Here is a 19,297-nt window from a genome sequence, read left to right on the forward strand (position 1 = left end):
CTCGCATTCTGTGGACTGCGACGCAGGAGCATTCCACAGAATGATCCTGGTGACGTTCCCTTCGACCGCTCCGGAGGTGTAGGTCGTGGTGAGGGCGGCTTGGATGGCTGCACGGTCGCTCGCATGCCGTTGGCCAGAGTTCGGAGTTCGCGATGGCCGTCGAGGCGGACGTGGGCGATCCAGACATCGAGGGCCAGTTGTTCGCTGCGGCTATCGCGGCCCATGTCCCTTCTGTATTGCTACTGGCAGGTAGGGGACCGCTGGCGTCAGTCAGGTGGCTTGTGGGGTCTGGCTGCCTGCGACGCGTGTCGTGCACCGGGGTGGACGGGCTGTGTCTGTTGGTTTGCCCGCGTGGTCCGAGAGATCGATGCGGGACGAGCGCCCGTCACTGTTGGTTGAAGGTGTGTCACGCAGAGTGCATGATGTGGCGTGGGGGGATCCGGTGCACACCTCGCCGGGCGCCGAGACAAGGAGGAGTCTCATGCCGTACTACAGCGTGGAAATGATCGTCGGTGATGTCGACGAGGCCGGTACCGACGACCCCGTCGAAGTCAGCCTGCACTTCAAGGACGGCACGACTTCTGGCTGGACAACCCTGAAGAGCCACCCTGACGATCCCTACGTGGATTTCCGCCGAAATTCCAGCCATGCATACGGCATTCGTGTCGACATGGATCGTGGTGCTCCTACCGCGATCGAGATCAGGAAGAAAGGTTCGGACGGTCTCTGTCTCGCTGGCATCACCGTCACTGCACCCGACGACTCCAAGTATCTGTGGACCGGTGGCGCGAATTTTGAGCGGGATTGGATCGACACTCCGAAGGAGCATAAGCCCGGCGCCTACACCAGTCATGGCGACCACGTCACCTTTGGCCTCTCCCCGGAAGCGGGGTACCACCTGAGCAAGGAGGAGCAGGCGCAGGGGAGGAAGGCCCTCGCTGAGGCTGCCGCGCAGGATAGAGCCTCGACCAAGGAATGGTACGAAAAGCAGGGTCTGGTCTGGGAGAAACTTTCCCCGGCCCAACAGGTGATGCAGGTGAGGCAATGGAAAAAGCAGGACCTCGAAAAAAGGCAAAGAGAGGAGGATCAGAAGAGTGCTGATCTGGGGCAGTTGCGCGCGAGACTCAAGGAAGAGTGGGCCAAGGGAGAAGGAGTGGAATGGAATAAATTGACAGAAAAGCAGCAGTTCGACCAAGAGGCTAAGTGGGGTGAGCAGTTCTCCGACTGGTGCAAAAGTCGCGGGGTGAAATGGACAACATTGTCCACGGAGGAGGAGCGGGCTGCACGGATCGAGTGGCATAAACAACGGCTGGCCGAGATCGCGAAGAAGGCGGAGCAGGACTCCTCCGGTGGGAAGAAAGACGAGGCCGCCGAAGAGGGCGGGGAGCAGGGCGAGGACGGCGGGGAGCAGGGCGAGGACGGCGGGGAGCAGGGCGAGGACGGCGGGGAGCAGGGCGAGGACGGCGGGGAGCAGGGCGAGGACGGCGGGGAGCAGGGCGAGGACGGCGGGGAGCAGGGCGAGGACGGCGGGGAGCAGGGCGAGGCCACCGAGGACACCGAGGAGCAGGGCGAGGCCACCGAGGACACCGAGGAGCAGGGCGAGGCCACCGAGGACACCGAGGAGCAGGGCGAGGGGACCGAAGAGAGCGAGGACACCGAGGAGCAGGGCGAGGCCACCGAGGACACCGAGGAGCAGGGCGAGGGGACCGAAGAGAGCGAGGACACCGAGGAGCAGGGCGAGGCCACCGAGGACACCGAGGAGCAGGGCGAGGGGACCGAAGAGAGCGAGGACACCGAGGAGCAGGGCGAGGACGGCGAGGACGGCGAGGACGGCGAGGACGGCGAGGACGGCGAGGACCAGGATGAGGCCACCGAAGAGGGGTGACGGGCCTGCTGCCGATGACGACCTGGTACGGCGGGCACCCGGTCATCGTGTCGAAGATCTTCTTCGTGCTGTCGGCGAGCTTTTCGGGGGTGTCGCTGTAGAGCTCCTCGGCTACTCGGCGCCCCCGTTGTCCCAGTAGTTCTCGCGGAAAAAACAACGCTAAGCGGCTGCGGCCCAGTCTCAGAGGCCGGATCACGGTTGAGACCCCCGGCGGATGCCGGGGGGCCTCAACTTCCGTCTGCGGTGGCCGTCTGCGCGTCGTGTTCGCGCAGCATCCGCATGACGGTTGCCGAGGCGGGGTGCTGGCCGCGCTGAACGACGAACGTTGCCGAAACTCGTCTACATACTCACGGTGTCCTCGGAGTCCGCTCCGCAGCACCGCTGTCCCCTGCCATCCAATCAAGGCGTTTGGCAGCGAACCCAGGCGTTTCGGCTTTCTTGTCAGCGAACCACGTTGAGCTGAGGGGCGCCTCAGCGAATGGGGCACCCCTCGCGCACAGCAAAACGTCAAGCATCGAAGCCCGGCGTCTCCTCCGTCACGCAGCACCACCCTTGGCGTCCTTGGGCTTCTCGTCATCGACGATCTCGGCGTCCACCACGTCGTCCTCGGCCTTGGCCTGCTGGGCGTCGACGACACCCGCGGCACCGGCCGTGCCCTGGGCGGCCTGGGCGTCGGCGTACATGGCCTGGCCCAGCTTCTGGGAGACCGCGGCGACCTTCTCGGCGGCGGTGCGAATCTCGGCCGTGTCCTCGCCCTTGAGCTTCTCCTTGAGCTCGTTGACGGCGGTCTCGACCTCGGTCTTCACCTCGCCGGGGACCTTCTCCTCGTTGTCCTTGAGGAACTTCTCGGTCTGGTAGACGAGTTGCTCGCCCTGGTTGCGGGCCTCGGCGGCCTCGCGGCGCTGGTGGTCCTCCTCCGCGTACTTCTCGGCCTCTTCGCGCATCCGGTTGACCTCGTCCTGCGGCAGCGAGGAGCCACCGGTGACGGTCATCTTCTGCTCTTCGCCCGTGCCCAGGTCCTTCATGCCCATGAGGCTCCTCACAACGTGGTTCGCTTCCCCCGTCCAGAAACGCACCACACAGGCCGTCTGTCATCTCAACAACCGCCATTCGGGTGACCAGAGGCAGTCACGAGACGGAGTCCGCTGAGAGATCTATTGACAACCAATCCAGTCCACACAGGTCAGCGCGGGCCGCACGACTAACTTCCCTGTCTAAGGACAACCGCCGTCCCCGAGCTGGGTCCTCGGAACGGGTCGCACGGAGGACGCGGTGCCAGCCTCCGGCTGACGCGGCACCACCCCGCCGTCAGGGCCGTCTGGTCTGGCTGATGACCGGCCGGGCCCTCAGTCGACGCCTTTCAGCGAGGGCCAATAGTCGGCAACGGGCCGGTCCTCGGTCACCAGGGTGTCGGTGTGCTGTGGGTCGCAGGTGATCGCGATCTTCCGGTACATCAGCGTCTTCGTCGTGTTTGACCGGTGGTAGACGTAGTACTGGCTCTTGCCGTCGACGTCCTGCTGGCCCGGCACCGGGCAGATCTCCGCCAGTTGGCCGATGCCTGTCAGCGACCCCTTCCACCAATCGGCTACGGGCCTCAGATCGACCACGAGGCGATCGGCGTGGGCCGCGTCGCGGCCGATCGAGATAGTCGAGTAGTACAGGGTGCCCTGCTTGTCGTAGTGGTAGACGTAGCTCTCGCTCTTGCCGTCCACGTTGTGCCGGCGGGGCACCGGCATGGTGGCGACCGGGTACACGATGTTCTTCATCGACTCCCAGTGCGCGGGGACCGTGCGGTCATCGACCTTGAGGGTGAGGGTGTAGGGGTCCTTGTGGCGGGTCCAGACCGTCCGGTACTTCAGTTCCTTCTTTTCCTTGTCGTGCCAGATGAGATAGTGCTCGCTCCCGCCGTCCACGTTCTCCCGCGCCGGCACCGGCAATGCCAGCAGCGGTGTGGTGATGCCCTTCAGCCCCGGCGACGAGGTCCAGAGCTGGTCTCCTGCCACGATGCTGTCCGTGTGCGTCGAGTCGGTGCCGATGGAAATGATCCTGTGCTTCCCCTCGCCCTGCCCCACGTGCAACACGTGGGTGGTGAGTGGCGCATTGACATTCGGATACGCCTGGAGGATGACAAGACCGGAGGCCCTCACCCCGCTGGGGAGTTCCGTTACGTGGACGCCGGGAGGCAAGTCCCCTGCCATGGCTACTCCTTAAGGTGGCTGTCTCCAACGCTGGTCGCGCTACTTCCAACCTCACCGATCGATTGCTGCGAGTAACCTGATGTCCGCCGCGTGGGCGAAGATCAGCACCTGATCCCGTCACTCCGCCGCATACCTGACGCAGCACAGCGCCAGGCGCTCGCTCCCTCTCCGTACCGATCGCGGTGACCTCGCCCACGAACTCGTGGCCCAGGATCAGCGGGGTCCTGACGGACGTCGCCCTCGGACCGCTCGCCTGACCATCTATGAAGCATCTCGCCGCCCGGCCGGGGCAGGCGAGACCAAGATCAAGAATTGTCACTCCCTGGGCTTAACTGTCCCTCCCGTCGGCTTACCCTCGTCCGGGCCCCGGGTAGTCAGCTAGGGGTCGGTCCGGCTGACGGCTGACACGCGCACACGTCGAGGACAGGGGATCCCAGCCATGACCGAGCGGCAGTACCTGAACAGTCAGCAGCTCAAGGATCTGGTCGCCATCGAGGACTTCAAAGGCTTCCAGCCCGTCGCCACGGACACCTACTCGGACGGGGAGATCCTCAAGACCATTATGGCCAAGAGCGGCCTGAAGATCCTTCTGTTCTGCGCCATCCAGAGGGCCGTCGTGGGGTCCGGAAACAAGGTCTTCGGCGAGTTCGTGATGAACGGCGAGAAGATCAACGTCAAGACCATCTACAAGGAGTTCGGCGTCCGAGACGACGCGAGCTTGGGGTCGGAGCTCGGGCCCGGCGAGCTGACCCCAGGCCGCCTGCAGCGCTTCTACCGCGTCCAGATCAACGAGTACTTTAAGAAGAACCCGAACATTGCTCCGTGTTTGTGGAAGAAGTACTCCACGCTGAAGGAGGAATACCGGGCCGTCACGTTCCCGGGCGCCGAGGCACTGGTACAAACCAAGGACGAGGCTCTCTATCTCCTCCAGACGTATCGCACCTTCGACGCCCGTCAGGGAACCCACGTCGCTGACCAGGCCGAACAGGTCCTGCTCGCACGGAAGGTGCTGTCCCAGGAGGACATCCTGAAGGCAAACCGCAGCCAGTGAGTACTTCGAGGACCGTGCGGTCACGCGCCGCATAGCCGCATGTGCAGGTCCAGGGTCCGCCGCACGGCCGACCCCGGACTACGCGCTCGACCGGGCCTCGGAAGTGGATGCGTACGCCCAGGCAATCCCAGTGTCCTCGGCTTGCCCGGCGACGTCAGGCGGCCCGCCCGTAGCCCTCGCTGCCGGGCGGGCCGTCCCCGCGCAGCGGGCTGAAGTCGACGTCCAGTGTGGGTCGTACGCCTCGGGCTGGAGGCGCGTTCTTCGCCGCCCGGGGCCTGCTGGATGCGGTGGTGCACCCGATGCTGCGGGAGAACTTCGGGCCGTCTACAGCCCGGCTCCGGGCTCGTCCACGTTCACGGTCCGAAGCGGCCGGTGGCCCTGGTCGTCGAGCTGGGCGAGTTCGCGGTCGTAGTCGACGGTGATGGAGCCGTAGTAGTTGACCGCCGAGCTGTGGGCCGGGGAGATGTGTGCGAGGACCTCGGCGTCCACGTCGCGGCCGGCACTGCGCAGTTCGCCGACGGCCAGGCCCATGTACTCGGTGTGCCAGAGCACGCGCGGGTGGACGACCTTGCCTGGGCGGGGCCTGTCGTGGGTGACGAACACCGGGCCCGCGCACGGCCGGTGAGCAGGCGGGGCAGGAGCCGGGTGTGCAATATCCCGTGGGTTCGGTCAGGCTCCGCGCGGAGCCTGACCGAACCCACGGGATATTGCACATCAGGATGTGGTGCGTCCTTCCATCGCTTCGTGCAGCTGAAGGCTGCTGGCGTTGTCGAAGCCGTTCAGTCCGGTGCGGCTGACCAGTTCCAGCTGGATTCCACTGTGCGGTTCGCGGGGAAGGAAGGCTTGGTCAAGCCCCGGTGCGTGGACGATTCCGGTCAGCGGCTTGGTGCCGTGAGCACGGAAGGAGTCGAGTACCTGCTCTTGGTCTTGGACCTGTACAGCGACGTGCATGACCCCAGGGCCGTGTTCCTCAACGTACCGGGAGATATGAGAGTCGGACGAGTCGCCCTGTACCAGGACGAGCGTCAACGCGCCGGCCCGCAGCACCGCCTTGTACATGCCGCTGCTCTCGCCGGATATGTGAGTCCGTTGGATCAGTTCGAAGCCGAATTCGTCACTCCACACCCTGATCGCCGCTTCGAAATCCTTCACGGCGACGGCAATGTGGTCGATTCCGATCAACGAACTGGCCAGTCCCCTCGCCCTACTGGTCGCGCCTTCTGTTGGGTTCGATGCATCTGTCACGAGTCACGCTCCTTGGTGCCGCAACGGTTCGCTCGATCGAGAGCCTCGGGGAGGACCTGCCGAAGCCGTGGCCCCGCTCCGACCTTGCTCCCAGGCCGAGGGGGCGGGAAGGCTCAGATTCGGTCAAGCTGTTACCCGGGTTGGTGTCACCACAGGGTGAGGGGGAGTCCTGCGGCTTCTGCTGCTCGAATCCGGTCCTCGATGGCGCCGGGGTCTTCTCCGGCGGCGAGCCCGGCTCTAATGGCTGCGGCGATGGCCCGGGTGCGTCCTGCTGCCCCGCGGAGGTCCGCGAGTGGCCCGGTGGGGTTACGGTGTCGGCTGGCCCATTCGGCCCGGTTTTCGGCGGTGGTGCCGAGTCGCAGGTGGGCGGGGTTGGTGCAGCCGTGGGAGTCGCAGCGGTGGCAGAGGACCGGGTCTTCGGCGCCGGACCAGCCGAGTCGGGGTATCACTCCGTTGGCCAGTTGGAAGGCGAACAGGTGGGCAGGGACGGTGCCGCGGCGGGAGGGGCCGGGCAGGCTCGCGGCGCGAAAGGAGCCGTGGCCCGTCGATGACACAGCCCCCAGCCACGGCCAGCACGGGTGTTCGGAACGCCGGTACCGTTTCGCCTCGAACCTGGCGACGATGAGTGGATCGTCGAGCCAGGAACGCCATAGCTGAGCGGGGACTTTGACCGGCAGCGGCTCGCCGAGCAGCGCGAGTTGTTCGGTCTCGGGTGCGGGAAGGGGCTCGGGCATGCCTGGGAGCGTTGGGAGCGTGTGCTTCGGCTTCCTGCTCATCTGGCCCCGTTCGGTTCGATGCTGTTACCGCCGATGTGTCAGCGTAGGTGGTGGGCCTGACAGTCAGCCGGGGGTGCCGATGCTCAAGTCTTCGGCACGGGCGGTGAGGTAGTCGCTCCAGTCCCGGCCCGCCAGGGTTGTCCACCGTGTAGCGGTGCCGACTGAGAGTCCGAGCAGCTCGGCGAGGACCGGAGCGGGCAGGTCACCGGCGAGTTCGCACAATGCTCCGCCGCGAGCCGGGCGGATGAAGATGCCGACCCGGTCATTGAGGAGCGTGGCCAGGCGGTCGGCGTCGAGATGCGTGCCGGGCTGGGCGCTGGGGAACAGCCAGGGGCGGGTGCCCCGATGGATGAGAGGACGCCGTCCAGGAGCCGCGTGGTTGGCGAGCCGCTGGACGAGCATGGCGAGTCGCGGTGGCAGGAGGACCGGCTGCCGGCCGACGGCCAGGTAGGTGCCGGAGCCGGTGGTGGAAAGGTCCTGGCGGGTCAGCTCCACGATCCGGGAGGGGACCTGTGCGTAGAGCAGGACCAGGGCGCCAGCGACACGCAGGTGCAAGGCGATGCTGTCGTCGTTAAGACAGCGGCGCAGCAGCCTCCAGCGGTCGTCATCAGGCAGGACGTGCTCCGGCTGTTCGGCCCGTCCGAGCCAGGGAACGGTGAGGCCATCGGCAAGGCCACGTGCGTGTGCCCAGCGTAGGAAGTCACGGAGCCGGTAGTGCGTTGTCGTGCCGATGGCCAGCCACAGATCGACATCGGACTGCGTCGCGGCGGACAGGGTCAGGCCGCGCGTCTCCAACCAGGTCAGGAACTGCACCGCCATGCCGATACGGGAACGCGCGTACTTGCGGACGCTGCGGGTCACGCGGCTGCGAGTGGCCAGCGAGCGAGCCCGGCGCAGGACCGACCAGGAGGCGTAGGGGCGCACGATCGCGGCGATGTGCGGTGGCTGGCCGGCCAGCAGGTGCTCAACCCAGGGTTCGACGGAGTCGAGGTGTTCGGTACGCGGCTCCAGGACGCCGGTGTTGACCAGGACCTGTCGCAGGTAGCGCACAGCGTAGCCGGGCGGCAGACGGTCGAGGCGGGCGTGGGTGATCTCGCCGCCCTGCGTGGCGAGCCGGCCCAGCAGTTCGGCCCACACCGTGGCGTAGAGCCAGTGCAGGACTTGCTCGGGCGCGCAGTCCTGCAAGAGCAGCGCACGCACTGCGGATAGTTGCGGGTGGAGGGTGCCGTCCGGGCCGGACAGCAGCGCGTCGACGCGTTCGCTCACGATGCAGGGCAGGCAGTGCTCTTGGGCGACGAGCAGATCGACCCGGCCGCATCGCCGGCAGGTCCAGTTGCGTTCGTCGCCCGAGCAGGGACCGCACACCCCACCGCGTTCCCCGCGGCCGACCAAGGGCCGCACGCAACCGCAGTTGGTGCAAGGGGCGGGCGAGCGGCGCAGTGTGTTGTAGCAGAGGCCGCAGACCGGGCCGAGGGGCAGTGTGGTACGCATCTTCTTCGTCCGGCCGCACCGTGCGCAGGTCCGTTCCGGGCGCTGTCGGGAGTGGCAGGTGGAACAGACCGGGCGGCCCAGGGTGGCCCCGCGAACGCAGGGCTTGTTCTGGCCGCAGCTGGTGCACCTCGTGGTCGGCGGGATCCAGCAGCGGTAGCAGATCCAGGTGCTCTCCTGCCGGTCCGCGATGCGCACGTTCCATGTCGTGCGCCCGCACCGGCAGCACTGCCTCTCCCGAGCGCGGTGGTAACAGCGTGGGCACAGCGGCCCGTCCTCGGTGATCTCGTGGGCTCGCTGGTTGTGGCGGCCGCAGGCCGAGCAGGTGTAGAGCTTGCGCGGTCCGCAGTTCTGGCACAGCGGCCGGCCCTCGATCCGGTAGGCGACGCGGGCCAGCTTTCCGCACCTGGCGCACTCGCAGCGTGCCCGCGGGTCGCGGGTCTTGCAGCCGGCGCAGACCACGCCGCCGTTCTCCCGGAACGCCGGCCGGCCCGTCTCGCCGCAGCGCACGCACGGTTTGAGGTGGCTCCTGGCGTAGCAGCGACCGCACGTGGCGGCACCGTCGATGCGGTAGGGCAGGCGCCGGACCGTGCCGCACTGCGCGCAGCGGGCGCGTTGCACCGCCTGGTGCTCGGCGGCCAGAACGTCCAGAAGTTTCAGCAGTCCAGGTGGGCCGCTGGAGTCCCCGGAGACCAGCGCATCGGGATGCGCGCGCAGATGCTCCAGCACCCGATCTGTCTGCGACGGTAACAGCTCAAACCCACAACCTGTTCGGTGAGCCGGACCAGGTCGGAGCCGGGAAGTTGTCGGGCGATGAGAGCGGCGGTCTCCTCGATGGCGCGGTCCTGCTCGGCACGGCGCCGCTGACGGGCGTTCACAGTCCCTCCGGGCGGCGAATCGTAGAGCGCCGTACTGTCGGCGGCGGAACCTTGCCGGTCTCGCCGGCAGCCTTGCGGACCTGTTCGTTGACCACGGTGATCTCGATCAGGTCGGCTACGCCGACGTCGAGGATGTCGCACAGCGCGGCGAGAGTGTCCATGCTCAGGCGCTGGGGTGGTTGAGTCACCAGGCGGAAGACCTGTTCGCGGGAGAGGTGGATGCCGCGTTCCGCGAGCAGCGGCACCAGGTCGGTGGTGGCGAACATCTCGCGGCTGGCCATGATCTGCCGCAGGTTCCAGCGGTAGCCCATCTTCTTGGTCACGACGCCGGTTCCTCGTCCCACAATTCCGGATGGCGGGCCAGGGAGCGTTGCAGCAGCCGGTTACGGTACTCGTCGGAGACGCCGGTGTAGATCGCGGTGGTGGCGGCGTAGGTGTGTCCGGCCTGGGAAGAGACGAATTTCTCCGGGTAGTCGAATTCCACGCAGTGCGTGATGTGGCTGTGACGTAGGCAGTGCAGATCGAGCTCGGCCGGGAGTCCGGCTGCCTGGCGTGCCTCGGTGAACGCCTCGTTGATCCTGCGCAGCGACATGCGCCCGGCCCTCTCGGTCACCCACATTGCCGGATGCCGCCCGGCGCCGAAGGCGGGACGCACCTCGTCCAGCCACTGTTCCAGCACGGGCACGATCCAGTCCATCTCCGGGATGGTCAGTACCGTGCGCCGCTTGGGGGCGCTGCCCCGGGACGACTTCCCCCAGCGTACGAACAGCGCGCCGCACCGGCCGAAGACGGGCGACTTCGGGTTGTGCCGCAGGTCGCCCAGGTCCAGTCCCCAGGCTTCGCGCCGGCGCAGGCCGAACGCGTAGACCGTCTTGAGCATGGCCGCGTCCCGCATCGCGGCGAGCGCGCCTTTGCGGTGCCGGGCCCGGATCTCCTCCACCCGTCCGTCAGCAGCGTCGAACAGGGCCTGGATCTCGTCGTAGGTCAGCGGCCGACGCCGCGGCTCACCCTCGTACTCGGTGACATGCACCACGGTGTTCCACTCGTGCAGGATCTGCACGGGGGCCGTGCTGAACTGTTCCTGGCACACGCGTGGCCAGCAGTACCTCGGGTCGGTGATGTACTCCATGAACATCCGCACGCTGTGCTGATAGATCCGTGCGGTGGACACCACGATCGGCCGCGGCCGCTGACGCAGGTGATCGATGAACGCCTCTACGTCGGCCGCTTCCCACTGCCAGGGATAGGCGTTGGTGTACGCCGCCAGCCGACGCATCAGCTCAACGCGTCCGCGAATGGTGTCCGCCTTCAAAAACCGCGTGCGCTGCTGGAGCTGCCAGCCATCCAGCATCGCGTCGAACACCGCGGTCTCCGGGGCCAGATGGATGACGCCGGAAGCCAGCACCAGATGCGCCGCACCCGGCAGATCAGTTGCTCTCATCACGATGCATTCAACGCAACACCGATGCATCGGTTACGGCCCCCGGCGCCGTCCCAGGCCACCGCATGAAACCGACGCGAACATCGACCGTGGCTCACACCGCTGACGTGCAGCTCTGCGCTTTGCTCCGCCTGCTCAATGATGCGGCCGATGCAATTCCGCTCGTTTCGGGCCTTGCCCAGTCGCGCCAAGGGACCCCGCCCAATAGAGGCGTCACACCTAGCGCGCGTTTTCCGAGCTGGGGCCGGGACCGCCGGCGGGCAGAGCCGGGAACTTCCGGGCCGCTCTCCCCCTACCTGAGCGCTCGCGCCAAGCACTGTCGGCAGTCGATGACCCATGCGTCCGAGCGTTCTTCGCGATGGGCATCGGCCGACAGCCGTTCGCAGCCTGTGAGCCGCGGGAAGCGCGGGCGGTGACGAAGTGATGAAGTGTCCCTGAATCCGGGTTACCTCTTATAGATGGTGCTTTGGTTCTATGCATGGAACAGAACCAAACCGTCATTCCGTCACTTCGTCACCACGTGGAGAGGCAGCGGGCCATCCACGCTGCCCCAGCACACTCACATAGGGCGTGCAGACGCCCTCACTCGGAGGCTGGTGAGCCGATTGCCTACCGGAAAAGTGGACAAGGCCGGGCCCGAAGGCCCCGCCTTGTGCGTCGAACTCACTTCTCGGTGGTTGTGTCCTTCTTCGACAGCCAGTCGAACTCAAGCCGTTCCAGGATCGGGGTGTGGTCCCCCTGCCGCGCGGCCGGCTTGACCGTGATGCCCTTCTTTCCAAGGGCGCACTTCAGGAGCATCCTCTTGTCCGCCATATCCGCCGCTTCCCATGCCTCACGCAGGGTGTCGACCTGCGTGAGGGGCGAGAGGTCTGCCTCCGCGTCCAGCGCCTCAAGGGTCGCGGTGGTGCTCTCGATGACGGCGCGCTGTCCTTCGCTCAGCTCCTCGAAGCGCTCTTCGTCCATCTTCCCGTACACGTAGAAGTCGTCTTCGAGCTTCTTCACACGCCGCTGAGCGGCCTCAAGGGCCTTCTGAGCCTCGTCCTTCTTCGCCTGCGTTTCGGGGTCCGCGAAGGCGAGCCACCGGCGGGCTATCTCGATGACCACCGGGGCACCAGGCTCAAGGGCCGTGATGTGGTGGACCCAAGCCTGTCCAACCGCGTGGTCGATGCGGTCGGCGAGGGTCACCACTCCCTCGCAGATGGACTTGCCCCGCGTCTGCCGGACCTCACACCGGTAGCGCCCGCCACGGTGGCTCATCGAACCACCACACGACTCAAGTTCCCCCGTGCCTTTCTTGTCCCGTAGCCGCCCGCATCGGTAGCTCCCCGTGCCCAGATACTTCGCTTCCGGCTTCCCCTTCGCCCACCGTTCGTCGGTCCGCTCGGCAATGAGCGCCTTGATCTTGAACCACTCGCCCGGCGTCACGACCCCCTTGCCGCACATGATGACTTCGCCCTTCTCATTGCGCAGAGGCTCGCCGTACCCCTCCCAACTGTCCAAGGGGTTGCCGTGCTCGTCCGTCTTGCGCCGCCGGACCGGGACCATGCCGGCGAAGAGCGGGGACTGAGCCAACTTGCTCACCGCCGTGGGCGACCAGGTGGCACCGCTCCGGGTCCGGTACCCCTCCTTATTGAGTTGGTGGGCGGTGTCCTTCGTCGTCTTCTTGTCGAGCAAGAGGTCCGCCAGCCTGCGGGCTGTGTCGTACTCGTCGGGATGGGGTTCGACCTTGCCGCTTCCGGGCGCGCTGTAGAGACCGAACGGGGGCCTGCCCGTTCCCCTTCGGCCTTCCGCCTTGTGCGAGTCATGGCCGATCTTCACGCGCTTCGCTATGTCCTTCGCTTCCTCCCTGGCACGTTCGCTCAGGATCGCAAAAACCATGCGGCCACCCTGTGAGGAGTCCAGCCCTTCGGAAACGGAAACGAGCCGCGATTGCCGGCGGTCGAACTCGTCCAGCATCCGGCCCACCGCTCCCATGCCGCGCCGGTCGAAGCGGTCCGTCTTCCACACGCCGAGCGTCTTGGACTTTCCGTCCATGATCGCTTGGGTGGCCTTCTCGAACTCCCGGCGCCTTACGTAGGTCTTGGAAGCCGAGAGTTGTTCAAACCAGACGTGCCGGATCTGAAGTCCGTTCGTCTGCGCCCAGCGCACCACGTCCCGCAAGTGCCCCCGCAGCGTGGCCAGGTCTTCCTTCTTGTTGCTCCGTCGCAGGTAGGCGTCCATGAGTCCGGACGGCTCGGCCGTCGCGGGTTTGTCCAGGCCCAGGGCTTCCAGGTCCTCAGGGCCGAGCCCCAACCCGACCAGCGTCGCGTGATCCTCGCGCACCACAACCCCCTCTGTGCTCAGGGGAAATGGTACGGAATCAATGGACCTTAGACAGCTACTTTCTCGAAGTGCGGCACGACCCAGTCGCGGTCGACGGAGTACCGGGCGAATCCGCCGCCGAGCTGGTCGTACATCCCTCCCCGCGCCATCCGCTCACACGTGTCCTGCGCCATCTGCAGCGCGCCCTCGGACCCGGTGCGGGCGTGGTGGCGCAGCAGGAACTCCAGCACCATGGACGGCGGGAACTTGGGCGCGCCGCCGAATCCGCCGCGCTGCGGGTCGTAGTCCCGGGTGAGCCCGAGGAGCGCCTGGGCGAGCTCCTGCTCCCCCGGCGCCTCGCCCCCGTGCCGCACGATCTCCCGCTGGGCCAGATCCCGCACGATCTTCCCGGCGACCTCCCCGACCTCGTCCCGCCGCTCGTCCCAGGCCTGCCGCACCCCTTCCAGCACCTGCCGGAAGGACGGCATGCCGTGCCGCGGCTCGGGCGGGAAGTACGTCCCGAAGTAGAACGGCTCGGCATCGGGCGTCAGAAACACGGTCATCGGCCACCCGCCATGCCCGGTGGCCGCCTGCACGGCCTCCATGTACACGGCATCCACGTCGGGCCGCTCCTCACGGTCGACCTTGACACTGACGAAGTGCTCGTTGAGGAAGTCGGCGGTGGCTCGGTCCTCGAAGGACTCGTGGGCCATGACGTGACACCAGTGACAGCTCGCGTAGCCGACGCTCAGCAGAATCGGTTTCCCCGCCTTCCGGGCCGCCTCGAAGGCCTCGGGCGACCAGGGCCACCAGTCGACGGGGTTGTGGGCGTGCTGAAGCAGATACGGGGACGTCTCATGGTCCAGTCGATTCACCGTTCCACTCTGCCACGGGCTCGGGGACGGCGTAGAAACGCGGCTCCACCGGGGCGCGCCCCGGCCCGGCTGCCCGGCGCCCGTGATCGACGCCCCCTCGCCTTCGTGGCGTCCGCCAAGGACACTCGTAGGCACAGGAGTTGCCGCCGGAGGGGGACGGGATATGCGGGACATCCATCGAGGGGAGGCCGAGCGGCTGGTGGGGCGGGCCGTGGAGGAGGAGGTACGGCGGTCCGGGGGGCGGATCGACGGGCAGTTGCTGCTGTCGCGGGCGCGCGGGGCGCTGGACGGTATGGCGGAGAAGGCGGCCGAGGAGTACGAGGCGTACACGCGTGCGCTCGACGAGTCGGAGGCGGGCCGGCTGACCTTCGCCCAGCGGTACGCCCGTGAGGGTGCGGGGACTCCGCTGCTGGTGGCCGCTGTCGCGGCGGTGGCCGCAACGGTGGCCGACCTGGCGCTGGGCACCGGCACGGACACGGCCGTCGGCGCGGGCGTCACAGTGGCCGTGGTGGCCGCCGCCGCGACGGTGGTGAAGGTGGCCGGTGCGCACCTGCCGGCCGCGCACCACCGCGCGGGTGCGGCGGGACAGCCCGGCGGCCCCGAGCAGCTGCGCCTGCAGTGGCTGACCGCGCTGGACGTGCGGGGCATCCGGCCCTTCCTCGACCAGCAGCGGGTGCTCAGCGCGTCCACGGCCCCGAAGAAGGCGGCGCCGTCGCTGCGCGGCCAGGACAAGAGCGCGGCGGCGCGCAGGCGCACCGTGCTGGAGCAGTCCTTCGGGCAACTCCCGGACGCGGACGGGGTGTTCGCGGGGCGGCGGCAGGAGCTGGCGCGGATCCGGCAGTGGGCGCAGGCGGCCCGCGCGACGACGGAGACCCGCCCGACGGTGGTCGTCCTGCACGGCGCCCCCGGCTCGGGCCGTACGACGCTCGCGGTGCGGGCGGCGCACGACCTGCGGGACCACTTCCGCGGCGCGGTCGTCGTGGACCTGCGCGGCGGCAGCCGGGACGAGCCGCCGCTGCCCACTCGGGACGCCCTGCTGCACCTGCTCAACCGGCTGGGCGCGCCGCGCGAGCAGCTGCTGTTCCGGGAGCGTTCCTCCCCCGAGCAGCAGCTCAAGCGGCTGGGCGAGCTGTACCACCAGCAGCTGACCGGTCTGCCGGTGACGATCGTGCTGGACGACGCCTCGGACCCGGAGCAGGTGCGCGCGCTGGTGCCGGAGCACTCCGACAGCCTGGTCCTGGTCACCGCGGCCGCGCCCCTGGAGCTGCCCGCGGACCTGCCGGCCTGGGTGCACCACCTGCCGGTGGAGGCGCTGGACGCGGCGGGCGCCGAGGAGCTGCTGGGCGCGGCCGCGCAGGACGCGTCGGGGCCGTACGACGCCGAGTCGGCGGACCGGGTGCGCGAGTTGTGCGGCGGGCTGCCGCTGGCGCTGCGCGTCGCCGGCTCCTCGCTGGGCCCGCGCTCACCCCGGCAGCTGGCCGCGGACCTGGGGGCGTACGGGCCGGTGGAGCCGGTGGAGCGGGCGCTGTGGCTGCGCTACACCGACCAGCCGGAGGCCGGGCGCCGGCTGCTGCGGAGGCTGGCGCTGGCCGGGCGTGCCTCGCTGGGCGCGGCGGCGGCCGCCGCGCTGCTCGCCACGGACGAGGCCGAGGCGACCCGGCACCTGGTGGCGCTGGCCGGGGCCGGCCTGATCGACCATGTGCGCGGCAGCCGATACCGGCTGCACGATCTGGTACGCGCCTTCGCCCACGCCCGTCTGCTGGACGAGGAGGAGCCGGCCGAGCGCACGGCCGCGCAGGAACGGCTGATCGTGAACTACGCGGACCTCGCCGACTCGGTGCTGCGGCTGGTCGACGGCAACATGTCGACGCGCTCGCACCGGTTCGGCGGGCACGGTTTCACCTCGCTCGACGAGGCGCTGCGCTGGCTGGACGACGAGTCCAGCTTCATCACGGCCGCGCTGCGGCACGGTGAGGGCGTGAACCGGGCGGCCGTGCTGAACCTGCTCGGCGCGCTGTGCGACTACTGCCTGCTGCGCGGTGACCTGTACCGGCTCGGGGAGATCAACGAGCTGGCTCAGGCCGTCGACGAGGGCCTGCTGGTGCGTTCGGTGCAGTGGCGCACCGGTATCGCGGCCCGGCAGCTGGGCGAGCTGGACAAGGCGCGCACGACGCTGGCCTCGGTCGTCGACCTGTACCGGGAGGCGCAGCACGACGCGGGCGCCGCCCGTGCCCTGTGCTCGCTGGGCATCACCCTGCACCACCAGGGCAACCTCACCGAGGCGGCGGCGCGCCTCCAGGAGGCTCTGGACCTGCAGGCGGCGCCGGAGCTGGCGACGGACCGGGCGTGGACGATGCACGCGCTGGCCGCGGTGCAGCGGGACCGGGCCCGGCTGGCGGAGGCGCTGGATCTGCTGACCCGTTCCCTGGTGCTGCACCGCGAGGGCGGCTCGGTGCACGGGGAGGCGTGGGCGCACTACCAGCTGGGCCAGCTCGCGCTGCGGATGGGCGACGTGCCGCGTGCGGACACGGAGCTGCGGGCCGCGCTCGACCGCTACGGCCGTACGCACGACGCCCGGGGTGAGGCCTGGGCGCTGACGCAGGTGGCCCGGGCCCGGCTGGTGGACGGCGACGCCTCGGCCGCCGTGGAGGCGCTGCGGCAGGCGGCGGTGCGGCACCGGGACAACGAGGACGCGCGCGGTGAGGCGTGGACGCTGTACTACCTGGGGCAGGCGCTGGAGGAGACCGGCGACCTGGACCGGTCGGTGCGTGAGCTGGAGCGGTCGCGGACGATGTTCTCCCGGATGCGTGACGGCTACGGCCTGGCCTGCGCCCGGCATCATTCGGCGCGGGTGACCCGGGACCAGCGGGCGGCGCAGACGGGTTCCCTGCGCAATTCGGGCTTCGCCCGTCAGCTGCTGGCCGACGCGCGTGCCGACTTCCAGCGGATCGGTGTGGCGCACGGTGAGGCGTGGAGCCTGCTGGAGCTGGCGGTCGTGGACGCGGGGAACGCGCGGACGCAGCAGGCGCTGGCCCTGTGTGACGAGGCGGTGGCCCTGTTCGCGTCGTACGGCGACCGGCGCGGCGAGGACTGGGCCCGCTACCTGCGCTGCACGCTGCTGCCGTACGCGGCGCCGGGCGGGGTGGAGGTGGGTACGGCCGTCGCCCAGGAGGAGCTGGCGCAGCTCGGCCGGGCCGCGCATCCGCTGCGGGACGAGAAGCTGGGCGAGTGTGTGGTGGCGTACGGGCTGCTGCTGGAGCGGGGGGTCAGCCTGGAGGCGGGCTGGCAGGCGTGGCGCCTGCGCATGACCCCGGACCGCCACGCCCGGGAGGTGATGGGGGTGGCGGTTCCGGCAGGGCACTGACTCACCGCCGGCCGGGCCGGCCTCGGGGACCGGGCCCGTGCCCGCGTGCGCTAGGAGCCGGCGGTCTTGGAGCCCGCGGACTTGGAGCCTGCGGTCTTCGTGCCGGCCGACTCGGCGGGCTCGGATCCGGCCGGCTCGGCGGAGTCGGTGGGCTCGGCGTCCGCCGGGTCCGCCGGCGTTCCGGCCGCGGGGCTCTCCTTGAAGTCGACCTTCTGCATCTGCTTGTTCATCGACTTCATCAGACCCCACACCGCCACGGCCATCACCGCGAAGACGATGAAGCCGAGGACGCCCGGGGTGACCTTGTTCTGGTCGAGGTCCTTGGCGAGGGGGACGAGATGCGTCAGTGCCAGGCTTGCGCTCATGTCAGGCATTGTCCCGGATGCCCGCGAAGAGGTCGTCCTCGGGGAGGGAGGTATCGACGAGGGACTTCGCCAGCTCGTACTCCTCGGTCGGCCAGACCTCCTTCTGCAGGTCCAGCGGGACCCGGAACCAGCCGCCCTCGGGGTCGATCTGCGTGGCGTGCGCGATCAGCGCCTTGTCACGGATCTCGTAGAAGTCCGCGCAGGGAACGTGCGTGGTCAGCGTGCGCTCGACGCGCTCCATCTGCTCCCAGCGCTTGAGCCAGTCCCCGTACGGCGACTCCATGCCCCGGTCGAGGAGGGCGTGGTGCAGCGCCTCGGTGCGGGGGCGGTTGAAGCCCTGGTTGTAGTACAGCTTCAGCGGCTGGTGGGCAGGGCCGTACTCGGCCTCGGGGTACTTCTCGGCGTCCGCCGCGCCCTCGAACGCCACCATCGAGATCTTGTGGGTCATGATGTGGTCGGGGTGCGGGTAGCCGCCGTTCTCGTCGTAGGTGGTGATCACCTGCGGGCGGAAGGAGCGGATCTGGCGGACCAGTTCCCCGGCCGCCTTGTCGACGTCCTCCAGGGCGAAGCAGCCCTCGGGCAGCGGGGGCAGCGGGTCGCCCTCGGGCAGGCCGGAGTCGACGAAGCCGAGCCACTCCTGCTTGACGCCGAGGATCTCGCGGGCCTCGTCCATCTCCTTCTTGCGCACCTCGTGGATGTGCTCCTCGATGTACGCGTCACCCTGGAGTTTGGGATTGAGGATGGACCCGCGCTCTCCGCCCGTGCAGGTCACCACCAGCACGTCCACCCCCTCGGACACGTACTTCGCCATGGTCGCCGCGCCCTTGCTCGACTCGTCGTCGGGGTGCGCGTGAACGGCCATCAGTCGCAGCTGGTCAGTCAAGGCTCAATCCTCGGTAATGTCGGCGCCCCCGTACCTTGGGGTGCGTTCGGCAGCTTCTATAGTGACCGAATCGGGGGGCGAAAAATTCCGCGGAGAGGACGATCATGAGTACGGCGAGCACGCGGCTGCCCGAGGGCCGCTACGGCCGTTCCTCGGACAAGCGTGCCGACGGCAGACTCAAGATCGCCGGTGCCGCGCTGGGCGCGGTGCTGCTCGCGCTGATCGGCTGGTTCGCCTACCACTATGTCGCGGAGAGCGACATCAGCGCGCAGGTGGTCGCCTTCCAGGCCACGGACGACGCGGTGCAGGTGCACCTGGAGGTCCACAAGGACGCCGGCACGCACGGCTACTGCACCCTGCGCTCGCAGTCCGCCGACGGCACCGAGGTGGGCCGGGCCGACTTCCGGTTCTCGGGTTCGGCCACCCAGATCGACAAGGTCGTCACGCTCCGTACGACGGCGAAGGGGACGACGGCCGAACTGCTCGGCTGCCACGCCGACTGATCCGGCGGCATCCCGGAATACATTGACGCTGACCTGCGTTGATG

Annotated in this window: 14 protein-coding genes and 2 pseudogenes; 4 read left to right on the forward strand and 12 right to left on the reverse strand. The window is 68.5% G+C overall.

What is annotated here, in order from left to right; translation table 11 throughout:
* The first annotated feature begins 481 nt into the window (after nt 1-481).
* Nucleotides 482-1,885, forward strand: coding sequence for a PLAT/LH2 domain-containing protein (locus DBP14_RS11385; protein WP_164992307.1), 1,404 nt, complete (start codon nt 482-484; stop codon nt 1,883-1,885).
* Between the two features lie 536 nt (nt 1,886-2,421).
* On the opposite strand, the pseudogene DBP14_RS11390 reads toward DBP14_RS11385, so the two are convergent.
* Nucleotides 2,422-2,907, reverse strand: a pseudogene (locus tag DBP14_RS11390) (Hsp70 family protein); the annotation flags it as partial.
* 324 nt (nt 2,908-3,231) lie between these two features.
* A complete protein-coding gene (locus DBP14_RS11395; protein WP_129307122.1) occupies nt 3,232-4,083 on the reverse strand; it encodes a hypothetical protein in 852 nt (283 codons plus the stop codon).
* A 439-nt stretch (nt 4,084-4,522) separates the two neighbouring features.
* On the opposite strand from DBP14_RS11395, the gene DBP14_RS11400 reads away from it, so the two are divergent.
* Nucleotides 4,523-5,134 carry a hypothetical protein gene (locus tag DBP14_RS11400; protein WP_129307123.1) on the forward strand — a complete coding sequence of 204 codons (612 nt, stop codon included), beginning with the start codon at nt 4,523-4,525 and terminating at the stop codon, nt 5,132-5,134.
* Nucleotides 5,135-5,458: 324 nt separating this feature from the next.
* Here DBP14_RS11400 and DBP14_RS11405 read toward each other — a convergent pair whose 3' ends face one another.
* The 8 genes and pseudogenes from DBP14_RS11405 to DBP14_RS11440 form a co-directional block, all read right to left on the reverse strand.
* Nucleotides 5,459-5,686 carry a Tn3 family transposase gene (locus tag DBP14_RS11405; RefSeq protein WP_129307124.1) on the reverse strand — a complete coding sequence of 76 codons (228 nt, stop codon included), beginning with the start codon at nt 5,684-5,686 and terminating at the stop codon, nt 5,459-5,461.
* A 162-nt stretch (nt 5,687-5,848) separates the two neighbouring features.
* Nucleotides 5,849-6,379: a VOC family protein gene (locus DBP14_RS11410; protein ID WP_129307125.1), complete on the reverse strand. Its 531-nt coding sequence runs from the start codon at nt 6,377-6,379 to the stop codon at nt 5,849-5,851.
* A gap of 146 nt (nt 6,380-6,525) precedes the next feature.
* Nucleotides 6,526-7,113: an HNH endonuclease gene (locus DBP14_RS11415; RefSeq protein ID WP_241740871.1), complete on the reverse strand. Its 588-nt coding sequence runs from the start codon at nt 7,111-7,113 to the stop codon at nt 6,526-6,528.
* Nucleotides 7,114-7,218: 105 nt separating this feature from the next.
* Nucleotides 7,219-9,372, reverse strand: a complete 2,154-nt coding sequence (locus DBP14_RS11420) for a hypothetical protein (protein ID WP_129307127.1) — start codon at nt 9,370-9,372, stop codon at nt 7,219-7,221.
* A gap of 145 nt (nt 9,373-9,517) precedes the next feature.
* A complete protein-coding gene (locus DBP14_RS11425) occupies nt 9,518-9,844 on the reverse strand; it encodes a helix-turn-helix transcriptional regulator (protein ID WP_129307128.1) in 327 nt (108 codons plus the stop codon).
* Nucleotides 9,841-10,962 (reverse strand): tyrosine-type recombinase/integrase, encoded by a 1,122-nt coding sequence (locus DBP14_RS11430; protein WP_129307129.1) that lies wholly within the window; start codon nt 10,960-10,962, stop codon nt 9,841-9,843. Before DBP14_RS11430 ends, DBP14_RS11425 begins: the two co-directional genes overlap by 4 nt.
* 663 nt (nt 10,963-11,625) lie before the next feature.
* On the reverse strand, nt 11,626-13,284 hold the full coding sequence (locus DBP14_RS11435; RefSeq protein ID WP_129307130.1) for a recombinase family protein: 1,659 nt from the start codon (nt 13,282-13,284) through the stop codon (nt 11,626-11,628).
* Between the two features lie 56 nt (nt 13,285-13,340).
* Nucleotides 13,341-14,138 (reverse strand): annotated as a pseudogene (locus DBP14_RS11440) (DUF255 domain-containing protein); the annotation flags it as partial.
* A gap of 163 nt (nt 14,139-14,301) precedes the next feature.
* Between DBP14_RS11440 and DBP14_RS11445 the strand changes: the two are divergent.
* Nucleotides 14,302-17,502 carry a tetratricopeptide repeat protein gene (locus tag DBP14_RS11445; RefSeq protein ID WP_129307131.1) on the forward strand — a complete coding sequence of 1,067 codons (3,201 nt, stop codon included), beginning with the start codon at nt 14,302-14,304 and terminating at the stop codon, nt 17,500-17,502.
* A gap of 50 nt (nt 17,503-17,552) precedes the next feature.
* Here DBP14_RS11445 and DBP14_RS11450 read toward each other — a convergent pair whose 3' ends face one another.
* Nucleotides 17,553-17,867 carry a hypothetical protein gene (locus DBP14_RS11450; RefSeq protein WP_129307132.1) on the reverse strand — a complete coding sequence of 105 codons (315 nt, stop codon included), beginning with the start codon at nt 17,865-17,867 and terminating at the stop codon, nt 17,553-17,555.
* Between the two features lies 1 nt (nt 17,868).
* On the reverse strand, nt 17,869-18,729 hold the full coding sequence (gene mca / locus DBP14_RS11455; RefSeq protein ID WP_164992511.1) for a mycothiol conjugate amidase Mca: 861 nt from the start codon (nt 18,727-18,729) through the stop codon (nt 17,869-17,871).
* A 125-nt stretch (nt 18,730-18,854) separates the two neighbouring features.
* Between mca and DBP14_RS11460 the strand changes: the two genes are divergently transcribed.
* The gene (locus tag DBP14_RS11460) at nt 18,855-19,253 is read left to right on the forward strand and encodes a DUF4307 domain-containing protein (RefSeq protein WP_129307134.1); all 399 of its coding nucleotides are present in this window, start codon (nt 18,855-18,857) and stop codon (nt 19,251-19,253) included.
* Nucleotides 19,254-19,297 lie beyond the last annotated feature (44 nt).

Origin of the sequence: Streptomyces sp. L2 (genome assembly GCF_004124325.1) — a bacterium.
Classification (GTDB): domain Bacteria; phylum Actinomycetota; class Actinomycetes; order Streptomycetales; family Streptomycetaceae; genus Streptomyces.